Raw genomic sequence first — 15,952 nt, forward strand, 5'->3', positions numbered from 1 at the left:
AGAGGGGCGGTCACGTGTAGCGGATTCCGACGAGGCGCTGAAGGAGGATGAACGCGAAGAGCAGGCCCCCGATCACGATCCTGGTCCACCAGGAGTTGAGGCTCCCGTCGAAGGTGATGAGCGTCTGGATCACACCCAGGACCAGCACCCCGAGCACCGTGCCGAAGACGTAGCCGGCGCCACCGGTCAGGACGGTGCCCCCGATCACGACCGCGGCGATGACGTCCAGCTCCATGCCGACGGCGATCAGGGGCGCACCGGAGAGGGTGTAGAACGACAGCAGGATCCCGCCGATCGCGGAGCAGAGGCCACTGATCGTGTAGACGGCGATCCGGGTACGCCCCACCGGCAGGCCCATCAGCAGCGCCGACTGCGGGTTGCCGCCGATGGCGTACACGCCACGCCCGAGCCGGGTGTACGCGAGCGTGTAGGCGGCGACGGCGACCACGACGAAGGCGATGAGCACGCTGATCGAGACGAAGTTGCCGCGGGGATCGCCGATCCGCTCCTGCGACATCCTGGTCCAGAACCCGTCGGTGATCGGGATCGACGACCCGGAGATGAACGTGCACATCCCCCGGGCGAAGAACATCCCGGCGAGCGTGACGATGAACGGCTGGATGTCGAAGAAGTGGATGGCGCAGCCCATCAGCAGGCCGAGCGTCGGGCCGATGAGCAGCGCGACGACGAGCACGAGCGCCGCCGGCAGGCCCTGTTGGAGCAGTGCGGCCGACACCATCGCCGTCATGGCGACGACGGAGCCGACCGACAGGTCGATGCCGCCGGTGAGGATCACGAAGGTCATCCCCACCGCCACGACGAGCAGGAAGCCGTTGTCGATGAAGACGTTGAAGATGACCTGCACGTTGGAGAACGCCTGGTACTGGGACACCCCGACGCCGTACATGACCAGGAGCAGCGCGAGCGTGGCCAGCACCGGCACCTGCCGCCGGGGCAGCCGGAACCCGCCACGGCGGGCGGTGAGCGGTCCAGTCGTCATGCCGGCACCTGTGCCTTCGGCTTGTCGGCGGCGCCGCGCGGCCGGGCACCGCCGCCTCGACGGGTGAGGCGGGCCCGGAAGGCCGGGGCCTGGATGAGGCAGACGGCGATCACGACGACCGCTTTGAACAACAGCGCCGTCTGCGGTGAGATGTTCATGGCGTACACCGTGGTGGTCAGGGTCTGGATGATCAACGCGCCGAGAATGGTTCCGCCGAGGAAGAACCGGCCACCCGCGAGGGACGTGCCGCCGATGACGACCGCGAGGATGGCGTCCAGCTCCACCCAGAGGCCGGCGGCGTTGCCGTCGGCGCTGGAGACGTTGGCCGTCATCATGAAGCCGGCGACCGCGGCGCAGCCGGCGCTGAGCACGTACGCGAGGAAGACGACCCGGCCGGAGCGGATGCCGGCCAGCCGGCTGGCCTCGGCGTTACCGCCCACCGACTCGATGATCATGCCGAGCGCGGTGCGGCGCGTGAACGCGCCGACGAGCAGGGCCGCGGCGAGGGCGATGAGGATGGCCAGCGGCAGGGTCAACACGTGACCCAGCCCGATCGCCCGGTACGGGCCGGAGTTGATCGTGATGATCTGCCCCTCGGTGATGAGCTGGGCGAGCCCCCGGCCGGCCACCATCAGGATCAGCGTGGCGATGATCGGCTGGATGCCGATCACCGCGACCAGCACCCCGTTCCAGGCGCCGAGCACGAGCGCCACCCCGAGCGCCGCCGCGAGCGCGGTCAGCACCACCTGGGGGCTGTTCTGGTCGGGCTGCTGACTGATGTACGAGCAGGCGATCGCGCCACTGATCGCGCACAACGAGCCGACCGAGAGGTCGATGCCGCCGGTCGAGATGACCACGGTCATGCCCAGCGCCACGAGGATCAGCGGTGCGCTCAGCCGCAGGATGTCGATCGGCGTGCCGTACAGGTGCCCGTCGGCGACCTCGACGGACAGGAACCCGGGCCGGTGGACGGTGTTCGCGGCCAGCAGGGCGACGAGCACGGCGGCGGGCCAGAACAGCCGGTGTGCGCGCAGCGTCCGGTAGCGGCCCATGGTGTCGTTCATCGCGCTGCCTCCTCCCGGTGTGACCCGCTGGCGATGGTCCGCATGACGCGGTCGGCGTCGAGGCTGTCGTCGTTGGCGAGCTGCGCGACCAGTTGGCGGTCACGCATGACGACCACCCGGTGGCTGAGGCGCAGCACCTCCTCCAGTTCCGCGGAGATGAACAGCACGGCCGTCCCGCCGTCGGACAACCGCGTCACGAGCTTCTGGATCTCGGTCTTCGCGCCGATGTCGATGCCCCGGGTGGGTTCGTCGAGGATCAGCAGCCGCGGCTCGGTGATCAGCCACCGGGCCAGGAGCACCTTCTGCTGGTTGCCGCCGGAGAGATTGCGCACCGGCACGTCCGGGTCGGACGGCCGGATGCTGAGGGCCCTGATGTATCTCTCGACCAGCTCGTCCTGGCGGCGGCGTGGGACGGGCCGCAGCCAGCCGCGCGCGGCCTGCATGGCGAGGATCATGTTCTCGCGTACCGACAGGTCGGCGACGATGCCCTCCGCGCGGCGGTTCTCGGAGCAGAAACCGATGCCGTGGCCGACGGCCTGGGCGGGGTTGCGGAGGCCGGTCGCGACGCCGTCCACACTGACCTGCCCGCCGTCGGCCCGGTCGGCGCCGAACAACAGCCGGGCCACCTCGGTACGCCCGGAGCCCAGCAGGCCGGCCAGGCCGACCACTTCCCCGGCGTGGATGGTGAGGCTGAACGGCTCGACGGCCCCCGAGCGGCCGAGGTTCGACACGGCGAGCAGCGGGGCGCCCTGTCCGGGGGCCGTCCCGTCCCGCCGGGATTGCTCCTCGATCCCGTCGAGCACGTCGAGTTCCTTGCCGATCATCTTCTCGACGAGCGTGAGCTGGGGTAGCTCGGCGATCGGGTACTCGCCGACGAGCCCGCCGTTGCGCAGCACCGTGACGCGGTCGGCGATGCCGTAGACCTGATCGAGGAAGTGGGTCACGAAGAGGATCGCGATGCCCTGGTCGCGTAGCTGGCGCATGATGCGGAAGAGCCGCGCGACCTCACCGGCGTCGAGGCTGGAGGTCGGCTCGTCCAGGATCAGCACCCGGGCCCGGATGTCGATCGCGCGGGCGATGGCGACCATCTGCTGGATGGCGAGGGAGTACGTCCCGAGCGGCGCGCTGACGTCGAGGTCGAGGTCGAGTCGGGCCAGGAGCGTACGCGCCCGGCGGCGCACCTCGCCCCAGCGTACGGCGCCGAGCCGGCGGGGCTCGCGCCCGATGAAGACGTTCTCCGCCACCGACAGGTTGGGGCAGAGGTTGACCTCCTGGTAGACGGTGCTCACCCCGGCGGCCGTGGCCCGCATCGGCCCGGTGAAGGAGACCGGCTCGTCGCCGAGGGTGATCACACCCTCGTCGGTGCCGTGGACGCCGGTCAGGACCTTGATGAGGGTCGACTTGCCGGCGCCGTTCTCGCCCATCAGGGCGTGCACCTCGCCGGGGAAGAGCCGGAAGTCGACGTCGTGGAGTGCGCGCACCCCGGGGAAGGACTTGCTGATCCCGGTCATCGTCAGGACCGGACGGCTACCCGTCATCCCATCAGACCTCTTCTGGTTGTCGACGCGGAAGTGCCCTGGGCGACAGGCCGGGGCCGCCACGCGAGCGCGGCGACCCCGGCGTCGGTCAGTACTTGCGGTTGGGCAGGGCCGCCTTGGCCTGCTCGGACGTGAAGGTGGTCTCCTCGGTCTCGATGCGGGCCGGCACCTCCTCGCCGGCGTGGACCTTCTTCGCCAGGTCCATCAGCTGCGGGCCGAGCAGTGGGCTGCACTCCGCGATGAAGTTGAACTTGCCGTCGGCGAGGGCCTGCATGCCGTCCTTGACGGCGTCGACGGTGATGATGGTGATGTCCCGGCCGGGCACCTTGCCGGCGGCCGTGATCGCCTCGAGCGCACCCAGGCCCATGTCGTCGTTGTGCGCGAACAGCACGTCGATCTTCGGGTTGGCCTTGAGGAACTGCTCCATGACCTGCTTGCCGCCGGCCCGGGTGAAGTCGCCCGACTGGGAAGCGACGATCTTCAGGTTCGGGTTGGCGGCGATCGCCTCGGCGAAGCCCTTCTTGCGGTCGTTGGCCGGTGCCGCGCCGGTGGTGCCCTGCAACTCGACGATGCTCACCGGACCGGGCGCGGTCTTCTTCTGCTCGACCAGCCACTCACCGGCGAGCCGGCCCTCCTTGACGAAGTCCGAACCGATGAAGCTCTTGTAGAGGGACCTGTCGGCCGAGTCGACCGAGCGGTCCGTCAGGATCACCGGGATGCCGGCGTCCCTGGCCTCCTTGAGCACGGTGTCCCAGCCGGACTCCACCACCGGCGAGAAGGCGATCACGTCGACCTTCTGCTGGATGTAGTTGCGGATCGCCTTGATCTGGTTTTCCTGCTTCTGCTGCGCGTCGTCGAACTTGAGCTCGATGCCGGCCGCGGCGGCGGAGTCCTTGATGGAGGTGGTGTTCGCGGTACGCCAGCCGCTCTCCGCACCGACCTGGGAGAAGCCCAGGGTGAGCTTGCCGTCGGCGGCCCCGCCGGTGTCGCTGTTGCCGCAGGCTGCCACGCTGCCGACGAGCAACACGCTGGCGAGGACCGCGGTGGCGCGCCACGCGGCGGTGGGCGGTCGCATCTTTCGCATCGGGATCTCCTTGGCTCGGGGTGGTGGGTGACCGCGCCAACCGCCGACGTGCGCGGAGCGGCGTACGCGGGTGGTGCGTACCGGTGTCCCGGTGGTGCCGCCGGCCGGGGCGCGGCCGGTGGCCGGTGGTCGGTCAGGAACCCGCCGGGCGGACCGGTCGCTGACCGTAGACGTCCTGGTAGCGGTGGTGAAGGGCGTCGACGTCGGCCTGCGCGATCGGCACCGGCGGCCCGAGCGCGTGGGCCAGGTGCGCGGTGCGGGCGACGTCCTCGCACATGACGGCGGCCTTGACCGCCGCCCGGGCGTCACGACCGACGGTGAAGACGCCGTGGTTGCGCATCAGCACCGCGGGCGAGCGGTGCCCGGCGAGCGTGGCGACGATGCCCTTGCCGATGTCGTCGCCGCCGATCAGGGCGAACGGTCCCACCGGAATCTCGCCGCCGAACTCGTCGGCCTGCGCGGTCAGGTGGCACGGGATCGCCTCCCCCCGGGCCGCCCAGGCGGTGGCGTAGGTGCTGTGGGTGTGCACGACCCCGCCGACCTGCGGCATCGCCCGGTAGACGTAGGCGTGGGCGGCGGTGTCGCTGGACGGGGCGAGGTCGCCCTCGACGAGGACGCCGTCGAGGTCGCAGACCACCATGGCGTCCGCCGAGAGTTCGTCGTAGCCGACCCCGCTCGGCTTGATGACCATGAGGTCCCGGCCGGGGACCCGCGCGGAGATGTTGCCGGCCGTCCAGGCCACCAGGCGGTACCGGGTCAGTTCGGCGTGCAGGCGGGCGACCGTTTCGCGCAGCTCGCCGATCAGCCGGGTCACCTCGGCGCTCACGCGGGCACCTCCAGAGCGGTCTCGTGGCTGGCGGCACCGGCCTCCAGGGCGGCGTTGCGGATCGCGCGCAGGCGGAGCATGACGTCGTCGCCACCGCGACCGAAGTGGTCGTGCAGCGTCCGGTATTCGGCGTAGAGGGCGTCGTACGCCCGTGCCCGGTCGGGATCCGGCCGGTGGACGGCCTCGTGCACCCGGCCCATCGCCCGCGACGCCTCGTGGATCGAGGGGTACGCGCCGGCGGCGACGGCGGCGTGGATCGCCGACCCGAGCGCCGGCCCCTGCGCGGAGCCGATGATGCTCAACGGCCGGTTGGTCACGTCGGCGTAGATCTGCATCAGCAGTTCGTTGCGGGTCAGACCGCCGGCGACCACCAGGTCGTGCACGGCCACGCCGGCCTCGTCGAACGCGTCGATGATCATTCGCGTGCCGTACGCCGTGGACTCCAGCAGTGCCCGGTAGACGTCCTGCGGCCGGGTCGCCAGGGTCATCCCGACGATCATCCCGCTGAGGTCGTGGTTGACCAGCGGCGAGCGGTTGCCGTTCCACCAGTCCAGCGCGACAAGTCCGTGCGCGCCGACCGGCTGGCGGGCGGCCAACTCCGTGAGGCGTTCGTGCGAGTCCGCCCCCGCCGGGGCGGCGTGCTCGACGAACCAGCCGAAGATGTCGCCGACCGCGCTCTGCCCGGCCTCGTGACCCCACGCGCCGGGGCTGATGCCACCGTCGACGACGCCGCACATCCCGGCCACCTCGGCGGGGTGCGCGGCGTTGACCACGTGGCAGGTCGAGGTACCCATGATCACCACGAGCCGGCCGGGCTCCACGGCCTGCGCGGCGGCGGCCGTGACGTGCGCGTCGATGTTGCCGGCGGCCACCGCGATCCCCGCCGGCAGGCCGGTCCAGGCCGCCGCGCGTGCGGTGAGCGTGCCGGCCCGGGCGCCGAGGGGCAGCAGTGGGCCGTCCAGCTTGGCCACGAAGTCGCCGAAGCCCGGGTGGAGCGCGGTCAGGAAATCCGCCGACGGGTAACGGCCGTCCTGCCGGATCCCCTTGTATCCGGCAGTGCTGGCGTTGCGGGTCTCGGCGCCGCTGAGCTGCCAGACGATCCAGTCCGCGGCCTCGATGAACCGCTCGGCCCGGTGGTAGACCTCGGGGTCCTCCGCCAGGATCTGCAGGCCCTTGGCGAACTGCCACTCGGCGGAGATCCTGCCGCCGTAGCGGCCGATCCACGGCTCTGCACGCGCCTGGGCCAGGGCGTTGATCCGGTCGGCCTGCGGCTGGGCGGCGTGGTGCTTCCACAGCTTGACCCAGGAGTGCGGGCGGTCGCGCAACTGCGGCACCTCACACAGCGGGGTGCCGTCGATCAACGTCGGCAGCACCGTGCAGGCGGTGAAGTCGATGCCGATGCCGACGATCGCGGCAGGATCGACCCCGGCGGCGGAGACGGCCACCGGCACGGCGTGGCGCAGCACGTCGCGGTAGTCGTCGGGATTCTGCAGGGCCCAGTCGGGCGGCAGTGCCCGGCCTCCGGGGAGCGCCGCGCTGATGACCCCGTCGCGGTACTCGTGCACGGCGGTCGCCAGCTCCGCGCCGTCACCGACCCGGACCACCAGCGCCCGCCCGGACAAGGTCCCGAAGTCGACCCCGACGACGTAGTGCTCGCCGGCTCCGTCCGCAGGGTTCACGTCCACCTCCACCGTTGACGGACCCTAGTGTTAACGCTCACATCCATAACCGTCAAGACGTTTGCCGGCATCAGGTTGGCGACGCCAGTAGGCGCGCACGCCAGGTGGTCGGGCGACCGCGTCGGCCCCGTCTCACGCACTCTGCCGGAGCAGGCACGAGGCCCGACCCACGGCCTGCCCGACCTCGGCCGGATCCACAGCGGTGACGATGACGCCGTAGATCATCCGATGCGCGAGCAGCACGTCGTCCACGGTGATGCGGCGGTCGACCAGCCCGGCCGCCTGCGCGCGCGGGAGGGTGTCGCGCACCAGGGAGTGCAGACGCGTGGCGCCGGCGTACTCCGGCATGTTGCGCCGGGCGTCCACCGCCATCTCCACGAACGCGGCGGACTCCACGGTCATCTGGATCAGGCGGTCCCAGAGCCGGCCGAACGCGCCCGCGTCCGGCCCGGCGGCGACCGCCTCGGGTTGCGCGAAGTTCTCCTCGAACACGGCGAAAGCCAGGTCGAGCCGGGTGCCGCCGCCTCAAGGAATGCTCAAATTCAGGACAACCGATCCACTGCTGCCGGACCCCCCCATACGCTCACCGCACTCAGCTCGTGCGCGGCCCTTCCGACCCCTTCTCGTAACGACAACCATCGCCGTACGCAGGCACGACGTACGCGAACTCCGACCGCCTGCCGTCGACCGGGCAGCGACCTCCACGAGGGCCGGCCAGCACATCCATCACACGTAGCAAGCAGAAGGAGGGGAGAAATGCGACGCATACAAGGGCGCATCGCGCTTCTCGCGCTGCCCGCCCTGGTGGCGGGCGTCCTCGTGGGGACCGGGCCCGCGGGCGCGGATCCCACGGAGTCGACCGCCACGGCCGGCTCCGGACGGTCCCCGCTGGAGGATCGGAACCGGGTACGCCTCGTACACATCAAGCTTGCCGGCGCCGACATGCTGGACAAGGTGGTCGCCGCCGGCTTCGACCTCGAGCACGGCCTCAAGCGAGTGCCGACCGGCATCGAAGGCGAGGCGGTGGTCACCGCCGAGCAGATCACCGAGCTGAAGGCGCTGGGCGTCGAGGTCCTCGGCGACGACGCGGGCTTCGAGTGGAGCGACCAGGCCGACGGCGGCATCAAGGGCGCTGCCGCGCGGGCGGCCCAGCCGGCGAGCCACGCCGCGACGGTACGGATCGCCCGCGCCGACTGGTTCACCACGAAGGGCCAGGGTTTCCTCTACGTCGAGGCACGGACCACCGAGGGACAGCAGGCGGACCCGATCGTCGGGATGCAGCTCGAAAACGACGGGGGCAAGGGAACGTCGTTCGGCGACGCGCGGACGATGAGCCGGTTCGTGGACTCCGGGCAGTACATGTTCCACCGGAACCTGTTCAAGCTCGACAAGCGTCCCCACGAGATCCGGGTCACCAGTTCCACCGGCGGGGTCACCACCGGCCGCGTCTCCGACTGGCTGGAGGACGGCGCGCCGCCGCTGACGGCGAAGCCGTCCTACAAGTGGAACTTCGTCGACGGCTACCGGCACCCGCAGCAGCTCTACAGCCGCGCCAAGGAGATCGCCCGCCAGTACCCGAGCATCGCCGAGATCGTCTACCTGCCGAACCAGACGAACGGCTACCAGCGCAAGGCGCAGGCCACAATCGGCGGCACGGGGCAGGAGGCGGTCGTCGTCACCTCCGCGGCCTGGGGTCACCAGGGCGGCAACGACGTCACGGTCGAGTTCGTGGAGCGGCCGGGGGCGAACCTCCCGCTCGGGGTGCAGGTCGGGGGCAAGGCGGTCCGCGTCATGCTCGCCAAGGACGCCTCCGGTGCGCTGGCGAGCACGGCCACCCAGGTGGCCCAGGCGCTGCGGACGCGGTCCCAGGGCCTCATCGACCGGGCACACCCGTACCGCACCAACGCGGGCACCGGCATCGTCGCACCGACGTCCGGCCCGGTCGCGCTGACGGACTTCCTCGACCAGAAGCGTGTCGGCGCACCGGAGGGCGAGGTGCCCCGGGGCCCGGCCACGATCCCCGTCCTGCGGATCGGCAAGCACCGCGACGGCAAGAAGCCCGGTGTCCTGATCCAGGCGCAGGACCACGCCCGCGAGTGGGTGCCGGCGACGACCAGCCTGGAGTCGGCCGAGCGGCTGGTGCACAACTACAGGTCGGACCGGGAGACGAAGCGGATCGTCGACAACACCGACGTCTTCTTCATCCTCTCCAACAACCCCGATGGCGCCAACTACAGCTTCTACAACTTCGCCTCGCAGCGTAAGAACCTGACGAACCACTGCCCGGACGCGAGCGCCGATCCGGGCCAGCGGAATTCCTGGGGCGTCGACCTGAACCGCAACTACCGGGTCGGGTCGGGCCACGACGGCTACGCCGGCGGCTCGACGGTGTGCACCAGCGGCACCTACCAGGGCCCGGAGAAGCTCTCCGAGCCCGAGTCGAAGAACATCATCTGGCTGGTCGAGAAGTACAAGAACATCAAGTTCATGATGTCGGTGCACTCCAACGGCGGCCAGCTGTTCTGGCAGCCCGGCGCCTACATCGCGGACGGCCGGATCACCACGCCGCGCCCGCCGCTCGGTGACGAGGCGTTCTACTGGCAGTCGGCCGCCAGGATCCTGTCGCAGGTCAAGGCACACCGGGAGACCGTCGTCACGCCGGAGAACGTCGGCGGCTCGTCCGACGTCCTCTACTCCTCCGCCGGCAACGTGCGCGAGGACCTTTACCACACCTACGGGATCTACGCGTACGGCTGGGAGGTCGGCGGTTCCGTCTACAACCCGGCCACCGGAAACTGGCAGGGCGGTTCGTTCCAGCCGGACTGGGTGGGAAATCCTGAGCTCGTCAGCGGCCACGCCGAGACGATGGAGTACGCCAACGGGATCATGGAGATGTTCCGGGTCGCGGCGGACTGGGGCCAGGACAAGAAGGACCCGACGGCCCGGCTCGTCCCCGGCGCCGGGAGATACTCCGGGCCCGTCGACGTGCGCTTCGAGACGAGCGAGCCGGCCACCATCTACTACACGACGGACGGCAGCCGGCCCACCCTCCAGTCGCCGCGCTACGCGGCGACCGCGTTCCGCGAGCCGGGGCAGGTGTTCCACGTGACCGAGACGACGACGTTCCGCTGGTTCTCGGTGGACAGCGCCGGCAACATCGAGAACAACTACGACCCGACGAAGAAGAACAAGCGCAACAACTACCGTACGGCGACGATCAAGATCGTCAAGAAGTAGCCCGCATCCCGCGATCATCGCCTCGCCAGTCGGACCGACTGGCGAGGCAGTGATCGTGCGGGGGCTGACGCCGTAGGGGTGGTCCGAGGCGGCCTGGACGGACGCCTCGGACCGGACCGGCGCGGTGCGGTCAGCCGGCGTACGGGGTGGCGACGTCGAGGATCCAGGTGACGCCGAAGCGGTCGGTCAGCATCCCGAACCCCGGGGCCCACTGCGACGGGCCGTACTTCTCGATGAGGTCGGCGCCCTCGGCGAGCTTGTCCCACAGCGCGCCGACCTCCTCGGTGCTGTCGCCGCGCACGGACACGAAGAACCGCTCGCCGGTCAGGGTCATGCCGTTCTCGCGGGTGGTGGTGGCCGGCGCGGCGGCGGGGGTCGCCTGGCCGGGTACGTCGTAGGCCATGACGCTGAAGCCGTTGTCGGCCGTGACCTGACCGAAGACGATCTTGTCGGCGTCGGGCAGGTCCTTCGGCATGCCGAAGTCGCCGTACGCGATGGCCGTGAGCTGGCCGCCGAACACGGATTGATAGAACTCCAGCGCCTGGCGGGCGTCGCCGCGGAAGTTCAGGTGGGTGGTCGTGGAGATGGCCATGTGTCGACTCCTCGTTGATGTCAGCCTGCCGGTGACGTGGTAGCTACGCCGTGGTGGCCGGTGCGGGACCAAGATTCGCAGCAGTAGGTGCCAGGTTGTGTCACCTACTGCTGGCAGGATCGGAATCGTGCCGAAGACCTCCGCCCGGCTGCTGACCCTGCTGTCTCTGTTGCAGACCCGCCGGGACTGGTCCGGCACGGTGCTGGCCGGCCGCCTCGGCATCAGCCTGCGCACCGTGCGCCGCGACGTCGACCGGCTGCGCGAGCTCGGCTACCCCATCGCCGCCGTCAAGGGACCCGACGGCGGCTACCGCCTCGGCGCCGGCACCGAACTACCCCCGCTGCTGTTCGACGACGAACAGGCCGTCGCCCTCACCGTCGCCCTGCAGATCTCCGCCACCACCCCCGGCAACGGCCTCGCCGAAGCCGCCGAGCGGGCCCTCAACACCATCCGGCAGGTCATGCCCGCCCGGCTACGGCACCGCGTCGACGCGCTGCGGGTCACCGCCGTGGAACGGCCCGCCACCCGGCCACCCGCACCGGCCCAAGGCGAGCTGCTGCTGGCGCTCAGCGCCGCCGTCCACGCCCACGAGATCGTGCGTTTCGGCTACGGTTCCGGCGGCGCGGACAGACCACCGCGCCGCGCCGAACCCCACCACGTCATCACCTGGGACGGGCGCTGGTACCTCATCGCGTGGGACCTCGACCGCGAGGACTGGCGCACCTTCCGCGCCGACCGGATCGACCTGCGCAGCCCCAACGGGCCCCGCTTCACCCCACGCGCGCTGCCCGGAGGCGACGTCGCCACGTTCGTCACCAGCACGTTCCGCGGCTCCGGCGACGCCTCGGGAAACTGGCCCTGCCAGGGCACGGTGATCCTCGACCTGCCCGCCACCACCGTGGCCCGCCACACCCGCGACGGGCTCGTCGAGGAGATCGACCCCGACCGCTGCCGGCTCACCCTCGGGTCCTGGTCCTGGCCCAGCCTGGCCGCCGCCATCGCCCGATACGACGCCGACATCGAAGTCATCGGCCCCGACGAACTCACCAACGCCTTCGCCCACCTCGCCCGCCGGTTCACGAGAACCACAGCCGACCCCGGCACCGCGGCACGCTTTGGGTGCACCGGCTCCGGGTGAGCCGGTGCGTCCGCGACTACTGTCGCCCTGCAAAACCCATGTCGGGATCGAGATCACCGCGGAGCTGGTCCGGTCTGCCGGTGGGCGACCGCCGGCCGCCGTGGCACGCGACCAACGCGTCTGCCACGATTTCAGCGTCGGCTTCTGCGACGTCCGCTGGATACTCCGGCAGCAGGTCGTCCCAGATCACCAGCCACGACCCGTACAACTGGGTCTGTCCCTCGGGCCGGGCGAAGAACCAGACGTGCAGGTGGGCGCCACCATCTCCGACGCGGTAGACGTGGGCCCGCGCGATGTGCGGCAGTGCCTGCATGTGGCGGACGATGCGGGTGCTCAACAGCCCCAGTTCGGCGGCCAGGTCGTCAGGCAGATCCGCCATGTCGTAGTGATCTCGCGGATGCAGCATGAGCGCCAACGGCACCCCCACGCCCGCTATCCGGACCAGCCGCCAGCGATCGTTGAACCAGATCCCTTCGTCCCGGTCCCGGCAGGAGCCGCAATCCGACGGATCCTCGCCGTGTCGCGCGGGCTCCGGGAGCACCGGCGGGCGCAACGGCGCCACGCGCAGTCCGTCCGGGTCGAACGGGCTTATCTCCCACCCCGTCATGCGTGCCAACGGAAGCCGGCGCTCGCCGTCCGCGACGCTGACTGCGTGGTCGTAGAACTCGTCCGGTCTCAAGGCCATGCGGCGAAGACTAGTACGACGTATCTCAGCCTGCCGTCCAGCGTGAGCCTGAGGTGTCGACCGGCGTACTGTCCGGCACGCCCACGGCCGTCAGATCCGGCGAGGCGATCGTCACGGTCACCGACTCGGCCGACGTGTCGCTGGCGCTAGTCCGGCAGTTCGGGCCCAGGTGCCTGGTCGCAGCCGTCTCGCAGTCGAATGGAGTGCCATGCCGCGCGTACGTGGCTGAGCATGACGGACTCCGCCCAGTCGGGGTCGGGCGCGGCCAGGGCCGCCACCAGTTCGTGGTGGTGCGCCAGGCTACGGCGCAGCGCGTCCGGGCTGTACCGGGAGAAGGTCCGCCAGACCAGCGGCATCTCGATCACCGAGGAGACGACGCCGGCCAGTCGGCTGTTGCCGGACGCCTCGAGGATCATCCGGTGGAACCGGTTGTTCAACGCGGTGAGCTCGTCCACGTCGCTCGGTCGTCCGCCCGGCGCGACCTCGTCCATCCGGTGGGCCAGCGCGTCGAGCGCGTCGACGTCGACCGTGCCGGCGCTCGCCGCCAGCCGGCAGCCCCACGGCTCCAGCACGGACCGCAGGCTGAAGATCTCGTCGAGATCGCGGCTGCTCCATGTCTGGACCTGCACGCCACGGTTGCGTTCGTGGCGGACCAGCCCCTCGGCCGTCAGCCGTCTGAGCGCCTCCCGCACGGGCGTCCGGCTCACCCCGATCGAGTCGGCCAGCTCGCCCTCACGGAGCCACTCGCCGGCCGCCCGTCGCCCGGACAGGATCTGTTCGCGGATCCGCCGGTAGGCATCGGCGGCGGCGTGGCCGTTGTCGGCCTCCCGCGGCGGCGTGGGGTCACTCATGATGCCCGGCACCGTAGCAACGCGGCAGGTTGTATGCAATTACCCTGCCGAGCATTGACACCGGGCGGGACGAAGCCTATTTTCCCAGCACAGCACACGGCAACCCCATCCGGGGCTGACCGATTGCATGCAAACAGAGGCTGACTGGGGGACGGTATGAGCACCGCGCTGCCGCTTGACGACATCCGGGTCATCGAGCTCGGCCAACTGCTGGCGGGGCCGTTCTGTGGTCAACTCCTCGGCGACTTCGGCGCCGAGGTGATCAAGGTCGAGGACCCGGGTCAGGGTGACCCCATGCGGCAATGGGGGCGCGAGAAGCCGTACGGAAAGTCGCTCTGGTGGCCGGTGGTGGCGCGGAACAAGAAGTCCGTGACCGCGGACCTGCGGACCGAGCGGGGCCAGGACCTGGCCCGCCGGCTCATCGCCCGGGCGGACGTGCTGATCGAGAACTTCCGCCCCGGCACCCTGGAACGCTGGGGGTTGGCCCCGGAGCGGCTGTGGGAGATCAACCCCGGCCTGATCGTCACCCGCGTCACCGGCTACGGGCAGACGGGCCCGTACGCGTCACGCGCCGGATACGGCTCGATCGGTGAGGCGATGGGCGGAATCCGCTACGTGACCGGCGACCCCGACCGCCCCCCGGCCCGCGCCGGCGTCTCCCTGGGCGACTCGCTGGCGGCGACGTTCGCCTGCCTGGGCACCCTGGTGGCGCTGCACCAGCGCGGACGCACCGGCCGGGGCCAGGTGGTGGACTCGGCCATCTACGAGGCCGTGCTGGCGATGATGGAGTCCCTCGTCCCCGAATACCAGATCGCCGGCTACCAGCGGGAGCGGACCGGAACGACCCTTCCCAACGTGTCCCCGAGCAACGTCTACCCGACGGCCGACGGCGAGATGGTGCTGATCGCGGCGAACCAGGACACGGTGTTCCGCCGGCTCGCCGAGGCGATGGGGCAGGTGGAGCTGGCCACCGACGAGAGGTACGCCACCCACGGCGCCCGGGGACGCTGGATGGAGCAGCTCGACGGCCTGGTCGCCGAATGGAGCTCCACGCACGCCTCCGACGAGCTGCTCGAGCGGCTGCACACCCACGGCGTTCCGGCGGGCCGCATCTTCCGGGCCAGGGACATGCTCGAGGACCCGCACTTCGCCGCGCGCGAGGCGATCGTCCGGCTGACCCACCCCGACCTGGGCGAGTTCGCCATGCACAACGTCGTACCCAGGCTTTCTGACAGCCCGGGCCGGGTGCGGCACGTCGGCCCCGAGCTCGGTGAGCACAACAAGGACGTCTACCGCGACCTGCTGGGACTCGACGACGCCGCGATCGCGTCGCTGCGTACCGCCGGCGTCATCTGATGACACCCATGATCGACATCGTCGAGGTCTCGCCCCGCGACGGCCTGCAGAACGAGGCGACGCTGCTCGGCACCGCCGACAAGATCGAGCTCATCGGGCGGGCGGTACGCGCGGGAGCCCGGCGGGTCGAGGTGACCAGCTTCGTCAACCCGGCCCGCGTACCGCAGATGGCGGACGCGGACGCGCTGATGGCCGCGCTCCCCCGCCACGACGGCGTCCGGTACGCGGGCCTGGTGATGAACCGCCGCGGCCTGGACCGGGCCCTGGCCGCGGGCGTCGACGAGATCAACGTCGTCGTCGTGGCCACGGACACCTTCTGTGGCCGCAACCAGGGCACGACCACGGCCCAGGCCTGCGACACGGCGGCGGCGCTGGTGCAGGCGGCTCGGGCCGCGGGGGTGTTCGCCACGGTGACCATCGGCGCCTCGTTCGGCTGCCCGTTCGAGGGTGAGGTCCCGCTGGGCCGGCTGCGGGAGGTGCTCGCCCGGGTGCGCGACGCGGGCCCCGACGAGCTGGCCCTCGCCGACACCATCGGGGTGGCCGTACCCACCGATGTCACCGATCGGCTGGCGCTCGCCCGGGAGGTCACGGAATCCCGGACGCCGCTGCGGTTGCACCTGCACGACACCCGGCACACCGGCGTGGCCAACGCGGTCGCGGCGGTCCAGGCGGGTGTCACCACCCTCGACGCCAGCATCGGCGGCACGGGCGGCTGCCCGTTCGCGCCGGCGGCGACCGGGAACGTCGCCACCGAGGATCTCGTCTACCTCTTCGACCGGATGGGGCAGCCCACCGGCCTGGATCTGGCGGAGCTCACCTCGGCCGTCTCCTGGCTGGAAGGCCGGCTCGGCAAGCATCTGGCGGGCGCACTGCTGCGCGCGGGTCGGTTTCCCGCCTGACGG

General features: G+C 70.8%; 14 protein-coding genes. 4 read left to right on the forward strand and 10 right to left on the reverse strand.

Features of this window, described 5'->3' with window-relative positions:
* Window positions 1–10 precede the first annotated feature (10 nt).
* The 7 genes from yjfF to ACQ452_RS17330 form a co-directional block, all read right to left on the reverse strand.
* Window positions 11–1,000: a galactofuranose ABC transporter, permease protein YjfF gene (yjfF, locus tag ACQ452_RS17300; protein ID WP_433385724.1), complete on the reverse strand. Its 990-nt coding sequence runs from the start codon at window positions 998–1,000 to the stop codon at window positions 11–13.
* Window positions 997–2,064, reverse strand: coding sequence for an ABC transporter permease (locus tag ACQ452_RS17305; protein WP_433385727.1), 1,068 nt, complete (start codon window positions 2,062–2,064; stop codon window positions 997–999). The genes yjfF and ACQ452_RS17305 overlap by 4 nt, the downstream gene beginning before the upstream one ends.
* A complete protein-coding gene (locus ACQ452_RS17310) occupies window positions 2,061–3,602 on the reverse strand; it encodes a sugar ABC transporter ATP-binding protein (protein ID WP_433385730.1) in 1,542 nt (513 codons plus the stop codon). Before ACQ452_RS17310 ends, ACQ452_RS17305 begins: the two co-directional genes overlap by 4 nt.
* A gap of 88 nt (window positions 3,603–3,690) precedes the next feature.
* Complete coding sequence (locus ACQ452_RS17315) at window positions 3,691–4,686, reverse strand: ABC transporter substrate-binding protein (protein ID WP_433385733.1); 996 nt, start codon at window positions 4,684–4,686, stop codon at window positions 3,691–3,693.
* 133 nt (window positions 4,687–4,819) lie between these two features.
* Window positions 4,820–5,512, reverse strand: a complete 693-nt coding sequence (locus tag ACQ452_RS17320; RefSeq protein ID WP_433385736.1) for an L-ribulose-5-phosphate 4-epimerase — start codon at window positions 5,510–5,512, stop codon at window positions 4,820–4,822.
* Window positions 5,509–7,191 carry a ribulokinase gene (gene araB, locus ACQ452_RS17325; RefSeq protein ID WP_433385739.1) on the reverse strand — a complete coding sequence of 561 codons (1,683 nt, stop codon included), beginning with the start codon at window positions 7,189–7,191 and terminating at the stop codon, window positions 5,509–5,511. The genes ACQ452_RS17320 and araB overlap by 4 nt, the downstream gene beginning before the upstream one ends.
* Window positions 7,192–7,323: 132 nt before the next feature.
* The gene (locus ACQ452_RS17330; protein ID WP_433385741.1) at window positions 7,324–7,683 is read right to left on the reverse strand and encodes a hypothetical protein; all 360 of its coding nucleotides are present in this window, start codon (window positions 7,681–7,683) and stop codon (window positions 7,324–7,326) included.
* Window positions 7,684–7,947: 264 nt separating this feature from the next.
* Between ACQ452_RS17330 and ACQ452_RS17335 the strand changes: the two genes are divergently transcribed.
* Window positions 7,948–10,428 carry a M14 family metallopeptidase gene (locus tag ACQ452_RS17335; protein WP_433385744.1) on the forward strand — a complete coding sequence of 827 codons (2,481 nt, stop codon included), beginning with the start codon at window positions 7,948–7,950 and terminating at the stop codon, window positions 10,426–10,428.
* Between the two features lie 130 nt (window positions 10,429–10,558).
* Here ACQ452_RS17335 and ACQ452_RS17340 read toward each other — a convergent pair whose 3' ends face one another.
* Complete coding sequence (locus ACQ452_RS17340; RefSeq protein WP_433385747.1) at window positions 10,559–11,020, reverse strand: VOC family protein; 462 nt, start codon at window positions 11,018–11,020, stop codon at window positions 10,559–10,561.
* 127 nt (window positions 11,021–11,147) lie between these two features.
* Between ACQ452_RS17340 and ACQ452_RS17345 the strand changes: the two genes are divergently transcribed.
* A complete protein-coding gene (locus tag ACQ452_RS17345) occupies window positions 11,148–12,158 on the forward strand; it encodes a helix-turn-helix transcriptional regulator (RefSeq protein WP_433385750.1) in 1,011 nt (336 codons plus the stop codon).
* 16 nt (window positions 12,159–12,174) lie between these two features.
* On the opposite strand, the gene ACQ452_RS17350 is transcribed toward ACQ452_RS17345, so the two are convergent.
* Both ACQ452_RS17350 and ACQ452_RS17355 read right to left on the reverse strand, forming a co-directional pair.
* Window positions 12,175–12,843, reverse strand: coding sequence for a hypothetical protein (locus ACQ452_RS17350; RefSeq protein WP_433385753.1), 669 nt, complete (start codon window positions 12,841–12,843; stop codon window positions 12,175–12,177).
* Window positions 12,844–12,989: 146 nt separating this feature from the next.
* Window positions 12,990–13,694: a GntR family transcriptional regulator gene (locus ACQ452_RS17355; RefSeq protein ID WP_433385756.1), complete on the reverse strand. Its 705-nt coding sequence runs from the start codon at window positions 13,692–13,694 to the stop codon at window positions 12,990–12,992.
* A gap of 156 nt (window positions 13,695–13,850) precedes the next feature.
* Here ACQ452_RS17355 and ACQ452_RS17360 point away from each other — a divergent pair, with 156 nt between their 5' ends.
* Both ACQ452_RS17360 and ACQ452_RS17365 read left to right on the forward strand, forming a co-directional pair.
* Window positions 13,851–15,050, forward strand: a complete 1,200-nt coding sequence (locus ACQ452_RS17360) for a CaiB/BaiF CoA transferase family protein (RefSeq protein ID WP_433385759.1) — start codon at window positions 13,851–13,853, stop codon at window positions 15,048–15,050.
* A gap of 8 nt (window positions 15,051–15,058) precedes the next feature.
* Complete coding sequence (locus ACQ452_RS17365; protein WP_433385766.1) at window positions 15,059–15,949, forward strand: hydroxymethylglutaryl-CoA lyase; 891 nt, start codon at window positions 15,059–15,061, stop codon at window positions 15,947–15,949.
* Window positions 15,950–15,952 lie beyond the last annotated feature (3 nt).

The sequence above is a fragment of the Micromonospora sp. KLBMP9576 genome (assembly GCF_050941805.1).
Classification (GTDB): domain Bacteria; phylum Actinomycetota; class Actinomycetes; order Mycobacteriales; family Micromonosporaceae; genus Micromonospora.

Coding starts and splice junctions, on each gene's coding strand:
- yjfF (WP_433385724.1), bottom strand. CDS start 1,000: ATGACGACTGGACCGCTCACCGCCCGCCGTGGCGGGTTCCGGCTGCCC.
- ACQ452_RS17305 (WP_433385727.1), bottom strand. CDS start 2,064: ATGAACGACACCATGGGCCGCTACCGGACGCTGCGCGCACACCGGCTG.
- ACQ452_RS17310 (WP_433385730.1), bottom strand. CDS start 3,602: ATGACGGGTAGCCGTCCGGTCCTGACGATGACCGGGATCAGCAAGTCC.
- ACQ452_RS17315 (WP_433385733.1), bottom strand. CDS start 4,686: ATGCGAAAGATGCGACCGCCCACCGCCGCGTGGCGCGCCACCGCGGTC.
- ACQ452_RS17335 (WP_433385744.1), top strand. CDS start 7,948: ATGCGACGCATACAAGGGCGCATCGCGCTTCTCGCGCTGCCCGCCCTG.
- ACQ452_RS17340 (WP_433385747.1), bottom strand. CDS start 11,020: ATGGCCATCTCCACGACCACCCACCTGAACTTCCGCGGCGACGCCCGC.
- ACQ452_RS17350 (WP_433385753.1), bottom strand. CDS start 12,843: ATGGCCTTGAGACCGGACGAGTTCTACGACCACGCAGTCAGCGTCGCG.
- ACQ452_RS17355 (WP_433385756.1), bottom strand. CDS start 13,694: ATGAGTGACCCCACGCCGCCGCGGGAGGCCGACAACGGCCACGCCGCC.
- ACQ452_RS17360 (WP_433385759.1), top strand. CDS start 13,851: ATGAGCACCGCGCTGCCGCTTGACGACATCCGGGTCATCGAGCTCGGC.
- ACQ452_RS17365 (WP_433385766.1), top strand. CDS start 15,059: ATGATCGACATCGTCGAGGTCTCGCCCCGCGACGGCCTGCAGAACGAG.